At 66.1% G+C, this 14575-nt stretch carries 16 protein-coding genes and 1 pseudogene; 9 read left to right on the forward strand and 8 right to left on the reverse strand.

Annotated elements, in window-relative coordinates:
* Window positions 1-5: 5 nt before the first annotated feature.
* The 4 genes from DBZ32_RS04605 to DBZ32_RS04620 are packed head-to-tail and all read right to left on the reverse strand — an operon-like array spanning window position 6 to window position 3786.
* The gene (locus DBZ32_RS04605) at window positions 6-707 is read right to left on the reverse strand and encodes a P-loop NTPase family protein (protein WP_119165906.1); all 702 of its coding nucleotides are present in this window, start codon (window positions 705-707) and stop codon (window positions 6-8) included.
* Window positions 704-1792, reverse strand: a complete 1089-nt coding sequence (locus DBZ32_RS04610; protein ID WP_119165907.1) for an AI-2E family transporter — start codon at window positions 1790-1792, stop codon at window positions 704-706. Before DBZ32_RS04610 ends, DBZ32_RS04605 begins: the two co-directional genes overlap by 4 nt.
* 22 nt (window positions 1793-1814) lie before the next feature.
* Window positions 1815-2372: a CDP-alcohol phosphatidyltransferase family protein gene (locus DBZ32_RS04615; RefSeq protein ID WP_119165908.1), complete on the reverse strand. Its 558-nt coding sequence runs from the start codon at window positions 2370-2372 to the stop codon at window positions 1815-1817.
* Between the two features lie 49 nt (window positions 2373-2421).
* On the reverse strand, window positions 2422-3786 hold the full coding sequence (locus tag DBZ32_RS04620; protein WP_119165909.1) for a DUF2066 domain-containing protein: 1365 nt from the start codon (window positions 3784-3786) through the stop codon (window positions 2422-2424).
* Between the two features lie 143 nt (window positions 3787-3929).
* Here DBZ32_RS04620 and purM point away from each other — a divergent pair, with 143 nt between their 5' ends.
* The 3 genes from purM (at window position 3930) to DBZ32_RS04635 (ending at window position 5903) form a co-directional block, all read left to right on the forward strand.
* Entirely contained in the window at window positions 3930-4985 is a 1056-nt protein-coding gene (gene purM / locus DBZ32_RS04625) for a phosphoribosylformylglycinamidine cyclo-ligase (RefSeq protein WP_119165910.1), read from the forward strand.
* On the forward strand, window positions 4982-5647 hold the full coding sequence (purN, locus tag DBZ32_RS04630; protein WP_119165911.1) for a phosphoribosylglycinamide formyltransferase: 666 nt from the start codon (window positions 4982-4984) through the stop codon (window positions 5645-5647). The genes purM and purN overlap by 4 nt, the downstream gene beginning before the upstream one ends.
* Window positions 5648-5759: 112 nt before the next feature.
* A complete protein-coding gene (locus DBZ32_RS04635) occupies window positions 5760-5903 on the forward strand; it encodes an aa3-type cytochrome c oxidase subunit IV (RefSeq protein ID WP_162906561.1) in 144 nt (47 codons plus the stop codon).
* Between the two features lie 157 nt (window positions 5904-6060).
* On the opposite strand, the gene ndk is transcribed toward DBZ32_RS04635, so the two are convergent.
* Window positions 6061-6483, reverse strand: coding sequence for a nucleoside-diphosphate kinase (gene ndk, locus DBZ32_RS04640; RefSeq protein WP_119165913.1), 423 nt, complete (start codon window positions 6481-6483; stop codon window positions 6061-6063).
* 221 nt (window positions 6484-6704) lie between these two features.
* Between ndk and DBZ32_RS04645 the strand changes: the two genes are divergently transcribed.
* Together DBZ32_RS04645 and DBZ32_RS04650 are read left to right on the forward strand one after the other, a co-directional pair.
* Window positions 6705-8597 (forward strand): ABC-F family ATP-binding cassette domain-containing protein, encoded by a 1893-nt coding sequence (locus DBZ32_RS04645; protein WP_119165914.1) that lies wholly within the window; start codon window positions 6705-6707, stop codon window positions 8595-8597.
* Between the two features lie 131 nt (window positions 8598-8728).
* Complete coding sequence (locus DBZ32_RS04650) at window positions 8729-9160, forward strand: PaaI family thioesterase (RefSeq protein WP_119165915.1); 432 nt, start codon at window positions 8729-8731, stop codon at window positions 9158-9160.
* 11 nt (window positions 9161-9171) lie between these two features.
* Here the strand turns inward: DBZ32_RS04650 and DBZ32_RS04655 are convergent, their stop codons facing one another.
* Entirely contained in the window at window positions 9172-9537 is a 366-nt protein-coding gene (locus DBZ32_RS04655) for a helix-turn-helix domain-containing protein (RefSeq protein WP_235830047.1), read from the reverse strand.
* Window positions 9538-9878: 341 nt separating this feature from the next.
* Between DBZ32_RS04655 and DBZ32_RS04660 the strand changes: the two genes are divergently transcribed.
* Window positions 9879-10121 (forward strand): hypothetical protein, encoded by a 243-nt coding sequence (locus DBZ32_RS04660; protein WP_119165916.1) that lies wholly within the window; start codon window positions 9879-9881, stop codon window positions 10119-10121.
* Window positions 10122-10158: 37 nt separating this feature from the next.
* Here the strand turns inward: DBZ32_RS04660 and DBZ32_RS04665 are convergent, their stop codons facing one another.
* The gene (locus DBZ32_RS04665) at window positions 10159-10617 is read right to left on the reverse strand and encodes a DNA polymerase III subunit chi (RefSeq protein WP_119165917.1); all 459 of its coding nucleotides are present in this window, start codon (window positions 10615-10617) and stop codon (window positions 10159-10161) included.
* Window positions 10618-10685: 68 nt separating this feature from the next.
* Window positions 10686-11441, reverse strand: coding sequence for a sulfite exporter TauE/SafE family protein (locus DBZ32_RS04670; protein ID WP_119165918.1), 756 nt, complete (start codon window positions 11439-11441; stop codon window positions 10686-10688).
* A gap of 144 nt (window positions 11442-11585) precedes the next feature.
* Between DBZ32_RS04670 and DBZ32_RS22395 the strand changes: the two are divergent.
* The 3 genes and pseudogenes from DBZ32_RS22395 to DBZ32_RS04680 all read left to right on the forward strand — a co-directional run.
* Window positions 11586-12550: pseudogene (locus tag DBZ32_RS22395) on the forward strand (oxidoreductase); the annotation flags it as partial.
* 3 nt (window positions 12551-12553) lie between these two features.
* Complete coding sequence (locus DBZ32_RS22400; protein WP_235830084.1) at window positions 12554-13636, forward strand: FAD-dependent oxidoreductase; 1083 nt, start codon at window positions 12554-12556, stop codon at window positions 13634-13636.
* A 4-nt stretch (window positions 13637-13640) separates the two neighbouring features.
* On the forward strand, window positions 13641-14558 hold the full coding sequence (locus DBZ32_RS04680) for a DMT family transporter (RefSeq protein WP_162906562.1): 918 nt from the start codon (window positions 13641-13643) through the stop codon (window positions 14556-14558).
* Window positions 14559-14575 lie beyond the last annotated feature (17 nt).

Consider the following 14575-nt stretch of genomic DNA (forward strand, 5'->3'; position numbering starts at 1 on the left):
CCTTGCTAGGTTTGATCTTCCAACGCTTCCAGAGCCTCGACTTCCTCGGCCAAGGCGGCCCGAGCGACCGTGATCGTGATGCCGCGCTGCTCGGCCAGGGCACGCCGGTCGATCGCGGCCACGATGGCGCGGGCGGCGGCGAAACTGCGTGGGATGCGGCGCTGTAGAAACTCGACCAACTCGGCTGTGACCAGCAGTTGACGGTCGGCGAAGAGCTTGACCAGCACGGCCTGCAGCAGGGCGTCGTCCGGCGCCCCCAACTCCGCCACCGTCGCCGTCGCGAGGCGCGAGGCCAGATCCGGCAAAGAGATGTTCCAGCGCTTGGGTGCCCGAAGACCGGTCAGGAGAAGCTGCCCGCCCCGCTCGGCCAGCAGGTTGTAGAGATGCAGAAGCGCCTCCTCCCCCTCCCCGCCGAGGTTGCCTTCCGCGTCCTCGAGCAACAGAACCTGCGCGCGCTCCACCAAACGGTCGGGCGACTGGCATTTCAAGTCGGCGGGCGTGACCGGCGAGGCACCGCTGGCGGAGTGCCAGACTTCGGCCAGATGACTCTTTCCGCTGCCCGGCGGTCCGACCAACACCAGCGCAACGCTTGGCCAGTCGGGCCAGCGATCGATCCAGGCCACCGCAGCTTCGTTGGCCGGCGCGACGAGGAAATCGCCGCGCCCCAAGGCTGGACGCTGGGGCAGCTCGAGCGGGAGCTGGCTCACGCCTGCCGGTCCTCCACGTCGTCCTCGGCCGGCTGCACGCGGCCGTAGAGCGGACTGTGCAGATACTGCTCCAACACGAAACGCACCAGCACGCCGGCGACTGCCGCAACCGGCAGCGCGATCAATACGCCCGTGAACCCAAAGAGCGCGCCGCCAGCCAAGAGCGCGAAGATGACGATCACCGGATGGAGGCCGACCTTCTCACCGACCAGCTTGGGCGTCAGGAAGTTGCCCTCCACCGCCTGGCCGACCATGAAGATGGCCGCCGTTCCGGCCACCAGCCAGTAATTATCGAACTGCGCGAAAGCCAAACCGACGGAGAGCAGAAGCCCGCCCATCGCGCCCAGATAGGGAATGAAGGAGAGTGCGCCGGCCAGCAGGCCGACGAAGAGCCCGCCGTTCAATCCGATCAGGCTGAGTCCGATGGCGTAAAAGGTGCCGAGCACCAAGCAGACCGTCGCCATTCCGCGAACGTAGCCGGCCAGGATGTCATCGGTTTCCCGCGCCAGTCTGCGAATGGTCGGCGCGTGCTGACGCGGCAGCCAACCATCGATCTTGGCGATCATCGTATCCCAGTCGCGCAGCAGGAAGAAGGTCACCACCGGCGTGATGAAGAGCAGAGACAGAAGGCTGAGCACCGCCAATCCGCCGGTCAAGAGGTTGCCGGCCAGAGTGGTCAACCAGGTCACCGCATCGCCCAGGCGCGAGGATACGAACTCGCGCACGCGGTCCAGGACTTCCGGCTGTTCGGCCTGAACGGTCGTCAGCAGATCGGCCAAGCGCTCTCGCAACAGGTCGATGACGGCCGGTACCGCGCGGCTGACATCCACGGCCTGGCTGATCGCGGCGGGGATCAGCAGTCCCAGGACCAGCAGGAGAACCACGACGAACAGACCGGTGACGCCCACTGTCGCCATGACGCGGCTGAGCCCCAAGCGCTCCAAACGGTCGCAGACGGGATCGAAGAAGTAGGCGATCGCCATACCCGCAACGAAGGGCAGCAGGATCTCGCTCAAGAGCCAGAGCAAGGCGATAAAGACCACCAGGCCGACGGTCCAGAAGCGAAACTGCCGCTCGGGGCTCATCGCGCACACGCCTTTCGCTGCATTACTTCCCCTCTTGCCGCTCGAAGGCCGCATAGCGACGGCCCCAAATCCATATGTAAGCCCCGCCGGACACGGTCGTGGTCGCCGCCGCAGCGTAGATCAGCATCGTCTCGACCGGCCCGGAGTTCCAGTCCAGACCGAGCCGCGCCAAAATCGCCGCCGCCAGTGCAATCTGCACCAGGGTATTGAGCTTGCTCACAGCAAGCGGCTCCATGGTCAAGGCCTGCGTCACGCTATGATAGAGCAACGCCCCGCCGACGATGACGATGTCCCGCAAAACCACGGCCGCCACAAGCCAGAGAGGGGCCTCCCCAAGCAGACCCAGGGTCATAAAGGCGGCGAGCAGCAGCGCCTTGTCGGCAACGGGATCGAGGAAAGCCCCCAGCTTGCTGGCGGCATCGAAGCGCTTGGCCAGAAAACCGTCAACGGCATCGGATACGCCGGCCGCGACGAAGACCCAGACGGCGGCCGTCCTGTCCCCGTTGAGCAGCAGGGCCACGAAGATCGGAACCGAGATCAGCCGCCCGATCGTGATGACATTCGGAATCCAAGCCGGCATCGGCACTATATAGCCATGCTTCACAGGCGCGGAGAAGCGAGCTGCTGGCCTATTGCACGACCGTGGGTGCGGGCGGTGGTGTCCTGGCCGGTGCGGCCGCGGGACCTCCGGGTTGCGGCAGGGTCTGCGGCGGAGTCTGCGGCGGAGTCTGCGGCGCCGTCTCGCTCGAGGCCGGAGGAGATATCGGAGTGACCTCGACACCCGGCCCGGCGGCGGGCGAGCCGCGGGTGGTCAGGCGCCAGTCCGGTTGCGGCTTCGCCGCGACGGCATGAGTGCCCGGCAGCGGTCCGCTGGCCCCTTGGCCGGAAATCACAACGCTCCGGGACTCTCCGCCGAAGCCCCCGCGCTGCCGAGTCAGCAGCAAGTCTCGCTGCTCGAGCTGCCCGAGCAATTGATCGATCGAACCGTAGAAGGCCAGCTCGACCAACGCTCGCTGGCGCGTCAGACTGACCAAGTCGTTCGCCGCCACACTGGCAAGACCCTCGAGCCGACGACGGACCAGCAACCAGTCGCTCAGTTCGGCGACCGGCACCTCGACCAGAATGCGTTGCAGCTCATCGAAACTCATGACGTTGGCGCGCTTCCACTGCTCCTGCAGACCACGGTCGATCGCGGCGGCCGCACGCTCCAGAAGCGCCGGCAAGTCTTCGCCTTGCTGTTGGCTGTAGGACTCGACAAAGGTCTCATCGAGATTGCCTTGGCGATAGCGGCGGCTTTCTACCCGAACCCCTCCGAGTCCGACGTCCGGATCGCCCTCCTGCACCGCATGGCTGACCAGGACGCTGTCCGCGCCGTAGCGCTCGCCGATCGTCCTCAGCCGCGTCGAGTCGCCGGCAAGCGCCTGTACCGCGTCGATATCCCGGAGGTCTTCCAGATCGCCGAGGGGTGTTAGAACCGGCACCAATTCGACCACATCGGACTCCAGGATCCAGGCACTGAGCCAGGGGTTGAACCCTTGCCACAGCCGGTCGCCGCTGCCCTCGCTCCAAACCGGAACCACCAGAACGGGTCTCGACTGCACTTCGGCGAAGCGCAGGCCGTTCGCCCTCAGCAGCCGTCGCACGGCACCGGGACGGAAGCGCACGGTCATGCTCGCGATGTAGCGTACGGCCGAGGTGCGCTCGTCGGCGACGCCGAAATCGAGCACGTAGTCCTGCACTTCGGCAGCCGAGAGCGGCGGGATCGAGCCATAGTCCTCCGGCAGGATCAAACGCTCCAACAGGTCGCGCATCGCCCGGACCTGCCCCTGCGCAAGAGCCTGCCGACGCGCGGCCGTGATGCCGTCGGCCGTCACGTCGACCTCGACACCTCGCACAGTGAAGACTTGCGAATTGCTCTGCGCCAGCGCGACAGAGGGCGCCAGAGCCACTCCGAGCAGCAGGAAGAGAGCCGTCACGGGCCCGGTGATCCGCATTGAAACGCCCCTTGGATTCGCTATGCTCGCGCCGCCCGCGTCGGACGGTAGCTACCCCTCCAGTCATACTGGAGGCGCCGCGGGATGACAAACGCTGCCGGTGGCAGTGCATCCCCTTTCTGGAGCTTCGGAACCCGCAGATCATGGCCGGACTGACCTACAAGGACGCAGGCGTGGACATCGACGCCGGCAACACCCTGGTCGAGGCGATCAAGCCGCTTGCCAAGTCGACGGCACGGCCCGGCGTTCTCGGCGGTCTGGGCGGCTTCGGCGCCGTCTTCGACCTGAAGGCCTGCGGCTACGACGATCCGCTTCTGGTCTCCGCGACCGACGGCGTCGGCACGAAGCTGAAAGTCGCGCTGGCCGCCGGTCTTCACAGCGGAGTCGGTATCGACTTGGTCGCCATGTGCGTCAACGATCTGGTGGTCCAGGGCGCCGAACCGCTGTTCTTCCTGGACTACTACGCCGTCGGACGGCTGCAGCCGGAGATCGGCCGCGACGTCGTTGCCGGTATCGCCGATGGCTGCCGGCAGGCCGGCTGTGCGTTGATCGGCGGCGAAACTGCGGAAATGCCAAGTCTCTATGCCGAGGGCGACTACGACCTGGCCGGCTTCGCCGTCGGCGCCGTGGAACGGAACGCGCTGCTGGACGGAACCCGGGTGCAAGCGGGCGACGCCGTGCTGGGACTGGCCTCCAGTGGCCTGCATGCCAACGGCTTCTCCCTTGTCCGCAAGGTGGTCGAGACAGCCGGGCTCGACTACGCCGAACCCGCCCCCTTCGCGGCCGCAACGCCGGACGCAACCCTCGGCCAGGCGCTGCTGACTCCGACCCGGATCTACGTGAAGTCGGCGCTGACCGCGATCCGGTCGGGCGACGTGCATGCCATGGCCCATATCACGGGCGGCGGACTGATCGAGAACCTGCCACGGGTCGTCCCGGACGATCTGGCCTATCGCCTGGACCGCGGTCGTTGGCCGGAATCACCGCTCTTTAGCTGGCTGGTCGAGGCGGGCGGATTGGCCCAGGCGGACCTGCTCCGAACCTTCAACTGCGGCATCGGGTTCGTGCTGGTCGTCGCTCCGCAGCGGGCCGACGAATTGACGAGCCTGCTGGAGACGGCGGGCGAAACCGTCTACCGCCTGGGGGAAATCGTGCCGAGACGGGGCGAAGCGGTGCTGCTCGAGGGCGCGCCGGCGTGACACGCAAGCGGGTCGGAGTTCTGATTTCCGGGCGCGGCAGCAACCTGCAGGCCCTGCTCGATGCCGCCGCGCAGCCGGACTGTCCCTTCGAGATCGTCCTGGTGCTCTCGAACACGGCCAAGGTTCAAGGCCTGGAGCGCGCGTCGGCCGTTGGCGTCGCAACCGCCGTCGTCGACCATCGCACCTTTCCCGACCGCGAAGCTTTCGAAAAAGCCATGACCGAAGCCCTGGAGGCAGCTCAGGTGGAGCTGGTCTGCCAGGCCGGTTTCATGCGGGTCGTGACGCCCTGGTTCGTGACGCACTGGCACGACCGGCTGCTCAACATCCATCCCTCATTGCTGCCGGCCTTTCCCGGTCTCGATACCCACGGTCGCGCGCTCGCAGCCGGCGTCAAACTCCACGGCTGCAGCGTGCACCTGGTCCGGGAGACGGTGGACCAGGGTCCGATCCTCGGTCAGGCCGCCGTCCCGGTTCTGCCCGACGACGACCCGGAGAGCCTGGCGGCCAGGGTGCTGGAGGCGGAGCACAGGCTCTACCCGACCTGCCTCGCGCTCTACGCGACCGGTCGGATCGAGGTGAGTGGCGAGACGGCACGGGTGGAAAGTGCGTGCGGCCCTGGACGCCTCCTGATCAACCCGACACCGGAAGCTTCAGGCGCTTGAGCGAAGGGATCAGTTCGCGTAGACAGTCGACGGAGGGGGCTGCAGGCAGGCAGCCTGGGAGCCCCACAACCGTTACGCGGTGCAGGACGTGACCGAAGCAAAAGAGGATCCCATGGCGAACGACGAGACACTCGAGCAAGAGCTGCTGACCGAGCACCAGAAGATCTACAATGGCTTCGTCAAGAACAGTGTGCGGGGCACCGCCCTCATCGTCGTCATCGTCGCTTTGGTGGTCGGCTTCGCCCTCGTCGGCTAAGCCGGGTCGGCTGGACCGAAAGGCGCCCGGGCCAAAAGGCGTCACGAACACAGCGAAAGCAAACGGCGGGCGCCCAAGAGGCGGCCCGCCGTTTTTAGTTGGATCTGGATCAGCGGGTCTAAGCGGCGCTTGAACCACCGCCCGACACCCCCGAGGGCTAACCCGTAATTTCAGTCTGGGCGAAGAAGTAGGCGATCTCTTCAGCCGCCGTGTCGGCGCCATCCGAACCATGGACCGAGTTCGCCTCGATGGATTCCGCGAAATCCGCCCGGATCGTGCCAGGCTCCGCGTTGGCCGGGTTGGTCGCGCCCATGACCTCACGGTTCTTAGCGACGGCATTCTCGCCCTCGAGCACCTGCACCACGACAGGCCCGGAGGTCATGAAGGCCACCAGGTCTCCGAAGAAGGGCTTGTCGCGATGTACGGCGTAGAAGCCCTCGGCCTCGGCCTTGGTGAGCTGCAGCCGCTTCTGAGCGACGACGCGCAGGCCGGCGGATTCCAAGCGGTCGAGGACCTTGCCGGTGATGTTGCGCTTGGTCGCGTCGGGCTTGATGATCGAAAAGGTACGCTCGATCGCCATGGTTGATCGGATCTCCGTTCGTAGCGTTTGCGGAAGCGGCGCCGCCTCAGGTGAAGCCGGCGCCGCCGAAAGTCGGGCGGACCTATAGCGGCCTTAGCCGGCCGGGGCAACCGCTGCCGGTCGAGGCGACGCGATAGCGAAGCTCTCATGCCCAGAGGCCAGATGATCGGAGTTAAGCGGATAGCCCGTTCGGCGAACCTCATGCTATCTCCTCGGCCGCCATGCTGCACGTCAACGACATGACCTTCCGCCACGGCGGCCGAACGATCTTCGAGCGCGCCACCGTCGCTCTCGAGCGCGGCTGGCGCGTCGGCATGGTCGGACGCAACGGCGCCGGCAAGACCACGCTTCTGAAGCTGATCGCCGGCGACCTGCATCCCGATGGCGGCGAAGTCCGCCTGATGGGCCGGGTGCGGGTCGGGACCGTGGCACAGGAAGCGCCGGGCGGAGCGCGCTCTCTGATCGACACGGTGTTGGCGGCGGACAGCGAGCGCACGGCGCTGCTGACCGAAGCCGAGACGGTCAGCGATCCGGCGCGCCTCGCCGAAGTCCATGAGCGGCTGGCCGTCATTCGCGCCGAGGCGGCGCCAGCGCGCGCGGCGCGCGTCCTGGCCGGGCTCGGTTTTGACGAGGCGGCGCAGCGACGGCCTTGCGCGGAATTCTCAGGCGGCTGGCGCATGCGCGTGGCTCTGGCCGCCCTCTTGTTCGCGGAACCCGATCTGCTGCTGCTGGACGAGCCGACCAACCATCTCGATCTGGAGGCGGCGATCTGGCTTGAAACCTATCTGAAGTCCTATCCCGGCACGCTGCTGTTGGTGAGCCACGACCGCGGCCTGCTCAATCGAACGGTGGATCGCATCCTGCATGTGGAGGCCGAACGTCTCAGCCTCTATCAGGGCAACTACGACCGCTTCGAGCGAACCCGGCGCGAGCGCCTGGAACGCGAGGCCGCGACCAATACCAAGATCCAGGCGCAGCGCCGTCACATCCAGGCCTTCGTCGACCGCTTCCGCGCCAAAGCCACGAAGGCGCGGCAGGCCCAGTCGCGGCTGAAGATGCTGGAGAAGCTCCAGCCGATCGTCTCCGTCGTCGAGAACCAGACAGTCAGGCTCGACTTCCCCCGACCGGAACCGCTCAGCCCGCCGATCCTGTCGTTTGAGGGCGCCTCCGTCGGCTACTGTGAAACGCCCGTGCTGCAGGGCCTCAATCTCCGCATCGACATGGAGGACCGGGTGGCCCTGCTGGGCGCCAATGGCAACGGTAAGTCCACCCTCGCCCGCCTGCTCGCCGGCCGGCTGAAACCCTTGGCCGGACGCCTCGCCCGTTCGCCGAAGCTGCGGGTCGGCTACTTCGCCCAGGACCAGGCGGAGGCACTGGACCTGACCGGAACCGCACTCACCAACCTGAGGCAGCTGATGCCGATGGCGACCGAAGAAAAGCTGCGCAGTCATCTGGGCCGTTTCGGCTTCTCGGCCGACAAGGCGGATACCCAGGCCGCCAAGCTGTCGGGCGGTGAAAAGGCACGGCTGCTCTTCGCACTGGTCAGCCGCGAACAACCTCACCTGCTGATTCTCGACGAGCCGACCAACCACCTGGACGTCGACGCCCGAGAGGCCCTGGTGCAAGCGCTGGGCGACTTCGAAGGCGGCGTGATTCTGGTCAGCCACGACCCTCACCTGGTGGAGCTGGTTGCCGACCGGCTCTGGCTGGTCCAGGAGGGTACGGTCCGGCCCTTCGAGGGCGACATGGCGGACTACCGCCAGCTGCTGCTCGACCAGCGCCGTGCCGAACGCCGACAGGCGAAGGCGGAAGCGCGCAGCCAGTCCGGGGCGAGCGGCCAACCGGACGCCCGCGACCGCCGCCGTCAAGCTGCCGCCCAACGGACCGCGGTCGCCGATCTCAAGAAGACGGCCCGCCAAGCGGAGGCCCGGCTGGAGAAACTGCAGGCGGCTCTCGACCTTCTGGAACAGGAGTTGGCCGATCCCTCCCTCTACGACGGTCCGGCCGACCGGCTTACGAGGCTCCAGACCAAGCATGCGGAGGTAAAGGCGGCCATCGCCGAGACCGAGGAACGCTGGCTGGAAGCTCAAGGCGACCTGGAAGCGGCGGGATAGCGCGGACGCACGACAGAGAAGCCTCCGTCATCCGGCGCCTACCGAAAGACCCGAAGGACCGCCAGATACAGGAACACCGCCGGCGCGCCATCCGCGAAGACGGCACGAGAAAGGGAGTTGAACGCCACCGGATGACGGACGAGCATCATCGTAAACTCGAGCGGATGTACGCCGCAGCCCCCTTCAACGGCTACTATTCCGGGGAGATGGCCATCTCGAGCGGCGCCGCACGGCTGGAGATCCCAATCCAGGAAAGCTTCCATCACGCCGCTCACGCCGTGCATGGCACCCACTATTTCAAGGTCCTGGACGACAGCTGCTTCTTCGCCGCCCAGTCCGCCGTTGCCGACGCCTTCCTGCTGACGGCGAGTTTCACCCTTTACTTCACCCGTCCGATCGTCGGAAGCCGCATGGCCGGCGAGGCCAAGCTGGTCAGCGAAACCCGCACGCAACTGATCGCCGAGGGTGTCGTGCTGGACGAGACCGGCAAGGTCTGCGGCCGCGGGTCCGGCCTCTTCGCCCGCTCCCGACACCGGCTCGAGGACCTGCCCGGCTACGGCTAGGGTCGCGCTCCCTAATTAGCCGGCTCCCGGGTGGCCGGCTTGGCGTCGTCTCCGGGTTTGGCAGCGGCATTCTGTTTGGCGGTCTTACGTTTGGTCTTTGGCCGGACGACGCGGGTCACCGCAAAGCCCTCCTCGTCCGGTCCGGCATAATCCAGAACCTCGGTGCTGAGGGCGTAGCAGGCAAGCCGAACGGTCAGAGGAATCTCGACGGCCTTCCCCTTCCGCTCGCCTTTCTCGTAGTACTGAACGACACGACGCTTCAGCCCGAGCGCTTCGGCGGCATCCTTCTGCGTCATGCCAAGCGTCTTGCGCCAACGCCTGAACGCCTCGGCGGTCATCTCCAAACCGGCATCGTCCTTCTTGCGCGGAACTTTCATTGCGTCGGTTTCGCCTGCGGGCCGCCGGTGCCAGATCGTCGCCACAGCCGAAGCTTAGGCTGCGTCGCGTGGCGACACAAGGCAGCCAAGCGAAGCAGAAAGCGCAACAGGTGCGCTCCATCCGTTACGGTAGTTTACACGAAATTACACATGATCGGCTTGTCCAAAGCGCACAGAGTGCGCATATATCAACTCGAGGGAAGGGCGCGCACCCATTCGACGCGTCAACAACAGACCGGGTTTCGATCAGTACCGATATCCGAGGAAAAGTTAAAAATTAATAATCTCACTCGTACGGTTGCTGAGACGCCGTCCAAAAAATGCCCAAGGAGGGTAAACCCATGACCTACTCAGTTTACGTCTTCGGACACGGCGCTTTCAGCGACAAGGACCACTTCGAACGCCTGGGCGTTACTCCACTTCACCAGGCCGAGGAAGTGCGCGTCTACGGTCCGAAGCCGAAGTTCGTCTATTCGGTCGACGACGGCGATTTTCACAAGCTAACGGTGGAAGATGCCGAGGTGTACCGCCTGGTTCACGACCACCCCAACGCCAAGGTCCGCATGATTCCCTTGGTCGCCTAAAGCCGCGATATTCAAAGGTCTCGCAGGGCTCGATGAGCTAAGTCTGGGAGGCCTTGTCGATCCAACGGCCGTCATCGTCCTGCTGCCAGTAGCTCAGGCTATGGCCGCCCTCTCGAAAGACCTTCCACTGCCCGCGCGCGGCTTGAACGGCGGCGCCATCATGGCCGTCGAACAGCAACATGCAGCGCTCGAAGGCCGCGATATCCGACCAGTCGGCACCGTGGATCAGAAAGAGGTAGTCGGAGGCATTGGGGTTCTCTTCGGTCGCGGTGATCCAGATCGGCTGCTTTTCCGCCTGACCGTCGACCGAGGTGCCGTGCGGCAGAAAGCCCTTCTCGTCGTAGCTCCAGAGGTGCTCCGCCAGCGGTTCCACCTTTTCAGAATCGCCGCTGCGGACCAGCGCCCGTTTGCCACGCCCGACCGTTAGTTCCAGCAGTCGTGGTAAGGCTTGCAGGAGCGGTCGACGGGTCAGATGGTAAAAACGCACCTCGGTCATGGCGCCTGTCTTCTAGCCTAAGTTCAACCGCGGCACCAAGGCCTCGGCAGGAAAGACTTCGGCCAGCCTCAACCGAGTAAACTCAGAAGCGCGATCACCGCGACAATGCCGAACGCCAGGCGCCGGAACCAACGCTCGTCGGCAAAGCGGAAGCCGCGTGCGCCGGCCCAGATTGCGACGGCGTAGATCGGAGCCAGCAGCACGGACATCGTCAGAACCTGGCTCGTGAAAAGCCCACCGACAAAAAAGCTGATCCAAGCGACGATCGTTACCAAGGCCAGAAAGACGATGATGTTGGCACGCACCGTGACGGCCTTCGCCTGTCCGCCCAACCAAAAAAGAATCACGGGTGGGCCGGCGATCCCGATCGAGCCACCCATCAGACCCGCCGCCCCGCCGACCCCGACGGAAAACCACGCCGTCGGCGCGACTGTGTAGCGCCATCCACTGGCCATCACGAGGACCAGCAGCAGGATCGTTAGCGAGATGATCCAGCGTAGCAGCTCCTGATCGACCACGATCAGCAGGTAGACCCCGAGCGGCAGCAGCAGCGAAGCCCCCAACGTCAGAGGGGCTACCTCCCGCCAATTGCAGCTGCGCACCGCCCTGGGCAGCAAACCCAGTGTGCCTGCTACATCGACCAGAGACATGATCGGAATCGCCACCGCGGGACCGAAGACCAGGCTGTAGGACGGCACCAGGATCATCGCGGAGCCGAACCCGCTGAAACCGCGCACCAAACCGGCCACCAGCGTCGCACCCAACAGAACCGTCAGCTCCAGGGCGTTCAGACTCGTCAGAGTTGCGGTCAGTCTCTCCCACACGTTGGATCATCCCTTCCCTCAGCCCGGCAGCTTGTACATCGGGCGGAACGGCAGGAGGGCTGCACGCTCGGAAGGGCGGCCCTGCGCCTGCCGGACTGCCGAGGGCATGGACGCGCGCTTGCGCAGCGTGTGAAATGCCGTCCCATGCGCAGCGACAGAAAGCTCGACCCCCTCCTCCAGCCGTTCCAACTGCGTCACCTGACGCTGCGCAATCGACTCGTCTCCACCAGTCACGAGCCGAACTACGCCGAAGACGGTCTGCCGACCGAGCGCTACAGGCTCTATCATGTCGAGAAGGCCAAGGGCGGCATCGCCATGACCATGATCGGAGGATCGGCCGTCGTCGCCGCCGATTCGCCGCCGGCCTTCGGCAACCTGAAGCTTCACGATCCGAAGATCGTACCGCTGTTCCGCCACCTGACCGAGGCCTGTCACGCCTACGATACGGCAGTGCTTTGCCAGATCACGCACCTGGGACGGCGTAGTTCCAACTACGCGGGCGACTGGTTGCCGCTGGTGGCGCCTTCGGCGATCCGCGAACCGGCACACCGCAGCTTTCCTAAGGCGATGGAAGATTGGGACATCGCGCGAGTCATCGCAGACTACGCCCTGGGCGCGACGGCCTGCCGCGAGGGCGGCTTGGACGGTATCGAGATCGAAGCCTACGGCCACCTGTTCGACGCCTTCTGGTCGCCGCTGACCAATCGCCGCGAGGACGACTGGAACGGTACCCTGGACAAGCGTCTGCGGTTTGCTTGCAGGTGCTGGAAGCTATCCGCGCGGCGGTCGGACCCGATTTCATCGTCGGCATCCGCATGGCGGTGGACGAAGACGCGGAAGGAGGTCTGGAGGCCGCTGAAGGCTTCGAGATCGCCCGGCGCCTCGCCGCCAGCGGGCTGATCGACTTCATCAGCGTGATCAAGGGACACATCGACACCGATGAAGGCCTCAGCCACGTGATCCCCGGCATGGGAACGCCCTCGGCGCCGCATCTCGGCACCGTGGCGGCGCTGAAACGGGACATCGGTCTGCCGATCCTGCACGCCGCACGGATCAACGACGTCGCAACCGCCCGCCATTCGGTGGAGACCGGCGCTCTCGATCTCGTCGGCATGACCCGCGCCCACCTAGCAGACCCGCACATCGTGGCGAAGATCCGGGCCGGCGAGGAGGAGCGCATCCGGCCCTGCGTCGGTGTCGGCTACTGCATCGACCGCATCTACGAAGGCGCCGACGCGCTTTGTCTTCACAACCCGGCCACAGGCCGCGAGGGTGAACTGCCTCATGTCGTGACGCCAGCCCGGCGTCCAGGCCAGCGCGCGCTCGTGGTCGGCGGCGGTCCAGGCGGCCTGGAAGCGGCCCGCGTTCTCGCGCTGCGCGGCCACCAGGTGACTCTGTTCGAGGCGGCGGAAAAACTGGGCGGCCAACTGCGCATCGCCGCGCAACTGCCGCGCCGCCGGGATCTGCTTGGAATCGTCGACTGGCTCGCCTCGGAGGCGGAGCTGGCCGGTGCCGAGCTGCGCACCGGAAGCTATCAGGAAGCCGAAACGATTCTGGCCGAGGCTCCGGAGATCGTCGTGATCGCGACCGGCGGCCTGCCCGATACCGGTTTCCTGCGCGCGGGCGAAGAACGCGCCGTGACCACCTGGGACCTCTTGAGCGGCCAGGTACCACCGGGACAGGAGGTGCTGGTATTCGACGACGGCGGCAGCCATGCCGGCATCTCCGCCGCCGAGTTCGCGGCCCGCGCCGGGTCCAAAGTGCACTACGTCACGCCGGAGCGAAGCGTTGCGCCGGAAGTCGGCGGCACCAACTACCCGGCCTACTTCAAGGCCTTCGGCGAGCATGATGTCACGATCCAGCTCAATCGCCGGCTCCGCGCGATCCGGTCAGCCGGAAACCGGCTCTCGGCAGAGCTGTGGGACGAGTACGCGCGTAAGACGACGGAGATGACGCTCGACCAGGTGGTGGTCGAGCATGGGGTCAAACCGCTCGACGAGCTCTACTTCGCGCTCAAGCCTCTCTCCCGCAACCAGGGCGAAACGGATCTGCGCGCGTCGCGCGAGGGCCGTCCCGCCCTGCCCCTGCGCAATCCCGAAGCGGGCTTCCTGCTACTGCGAGTCGGCGACGCGGTCGCCAGCCGCAACGTCCATGCCGCTCTCCTCGACGCCCTTCGGCTCTGTAAGGATCTGTAGGGTTGTGACCTCGCTCGCCGCCGATCCGCCGGGGCACGACAAGGCGCTGCAGGGCCGCCTGCTGGTTCTGCTTGCCGGGGTCTTCTGGTCGCTGGCCGGTCTGTTCCTGCGGGCCATGGAGGCCGCCGGCGACTGGCAGGTCGTCTTCTACCGCTCGCTGACCCTCGTCATCTTCCTCGCCCTGGTGCTGGTGATCCGCGACGGGCGGCGTCTGCCGTCGATCTTCGCGGCGGCGGGCTGGACATCGGTCCTGGCCGGCTTCTTCCTCTCCTTCGCCTTCGTCTGCTTCGTCACCTCGATGACGCGCACCACCGTTGCCAACACCCTCTTCCTGCTCTCGGCTGCGCCACTGCTGGCCGCCTTTCTCGGTTGGGTCCTGCTGCGCGAGTCCGTGCGCAAGGCGACCTGGGCGGCCATGGTCGCCGCCATGCTGGGCGTTGCGGTGATGGTGGGAGACGGGCTGGCCCAGGGCGATCCGCTCGGCGATCTACTGGCCCTCGGCGCGGCCCTGGCCTTCGCCCTCTTCACCGTGACGCTGCGCCGGAAGCCCGGCGTCGATATGCTTCCGACCACCGTCTATGCGGGCCTCTTCGCCTTGCTATGGTCGGGGCCGGCGGCTCTGGCAACGGGCCAAGGCCTGACTCTTTCGACCCACGACCTTCTGCTCTGCATCGGCCTCGGCGTGGTTCAGATGGGCTGTGGACTGGTGGCCTACATCGTCGGTGCCCGATACCTGGGCGCGGCGGAGAGCGCCCTGCTCTCGATGTCGGAAGTCATTCTCGGGCCGCTGTGGGTCTGGTGGGTCTTCTCGGAAGTCCCAACCACCCTGACCCTCGCCGGCGGCGGCATCGTGCTGGGGGCACTGGTCGGCAACGCCCTGTCGGGCCTGCGCCGGCGAAGACCGCCGGTGGGCGCGGTCTAGAGATCGCCCGGGTCTCG

Origin of the sequence: Algihabitans albus, assembly GCF_003572205.1 — a bacterium.
In the GTDB taxonomy this organism is placed as follows: domain Bacteria; phylum Pseudomonadota; class Alphaproteobacteria; order Kiloniellales; family DSM-21159; genus Algihabitans; species Algihabitans albus.

Excerpts from the sequence above, each read along its gene's own strand:
- DBZ32_RS04610 (WP_119165907.1), bottom strand. The coding sequence starts at position 1,792 with ATGAGCCCCGAGCGGCAGTTTCGCTTCTGGACCGTCGGCCTGGTGGTC.
- DBZ32_RS04615 (WP_119165908.1), bottom strand. The coding sequence starts at position 2,372 with ATGCCGGCTTGGATTCCGAATGTCATCACGATCGGGCGGCTGATCTCG.
- DBZ32_RS04620 (WP_119165909.1), bottom strand. The coding sequence starts at position 3,786 with ATGCGGATCACCGGGCCCGTGACGGCTCTCTTCCTGCTGCTCGGAGTG.
- purM (WP_119165910.1), top strand. The coding sequence starts at position 3,930 with ATGGCCGGACTGACCTACAAGGACGCAGGCGTGGACATCGACGCCGGC.
- DBZ32_RS04635 (WP_162906561.1), top strand. The coding sequence starts at position 5,760 with ATGGCGAACGACGAGACACTCGAGCAAGAGCTGCTGACCGAGCACCAG.
- ndk (WP_119165913.1), bottom strand. The coding sequence starts at position 6,483 with ATGGCGATCGAGCGTACCTTTTCGATCATCAAGCCCGACGCGACCAAG.
- DBZ32_RS04645 (WP_119165914.1), top strand. The coding sequence starts at position 6,705 with ATGCTGCACGTCAACGACATGACCTTCCGCCACGGCGGCCGAACGATC.
- DBZ32_RS04650 (WP_119165915.1), top strand. The coding sequence starts at position 8,729 with ATGACGGACGAGCATCATCGTAAACTCGAGCGGATGTACGCCGCAGCC.
- DBZ32_RS04655 (WP_235830047.1), bottom strand. The coding sequence starts at position 9,537 with ATGAAAGTTCCGCGCAAGAAGGACGATGCCGGTTTGGAGATGACCGCC.
- DBZ32_RS04660 (WP_119165916.1), top strand. The coding sequence starts at position 9,879 with ATGACCTACTCAGTTTACGTCTTCGGACACGGCGCTTTCAGCGACAAG.
- DBZ32_RS04665 (WP_119165917.1), bottom strand. The coding sequence starts at position 10,617 with ATGACCGAGGTGCGTTTTTACCATCTGACCCGTCGACCGCTCCTGCAA.
- DBZ32_RS22400 (WP_235830084.1), top strand. The coding sequence starts at position 12,554 with ATGACCCGCGCCCACCTAGCAGACCCGCACATCGTGGCGAAGATCCGG.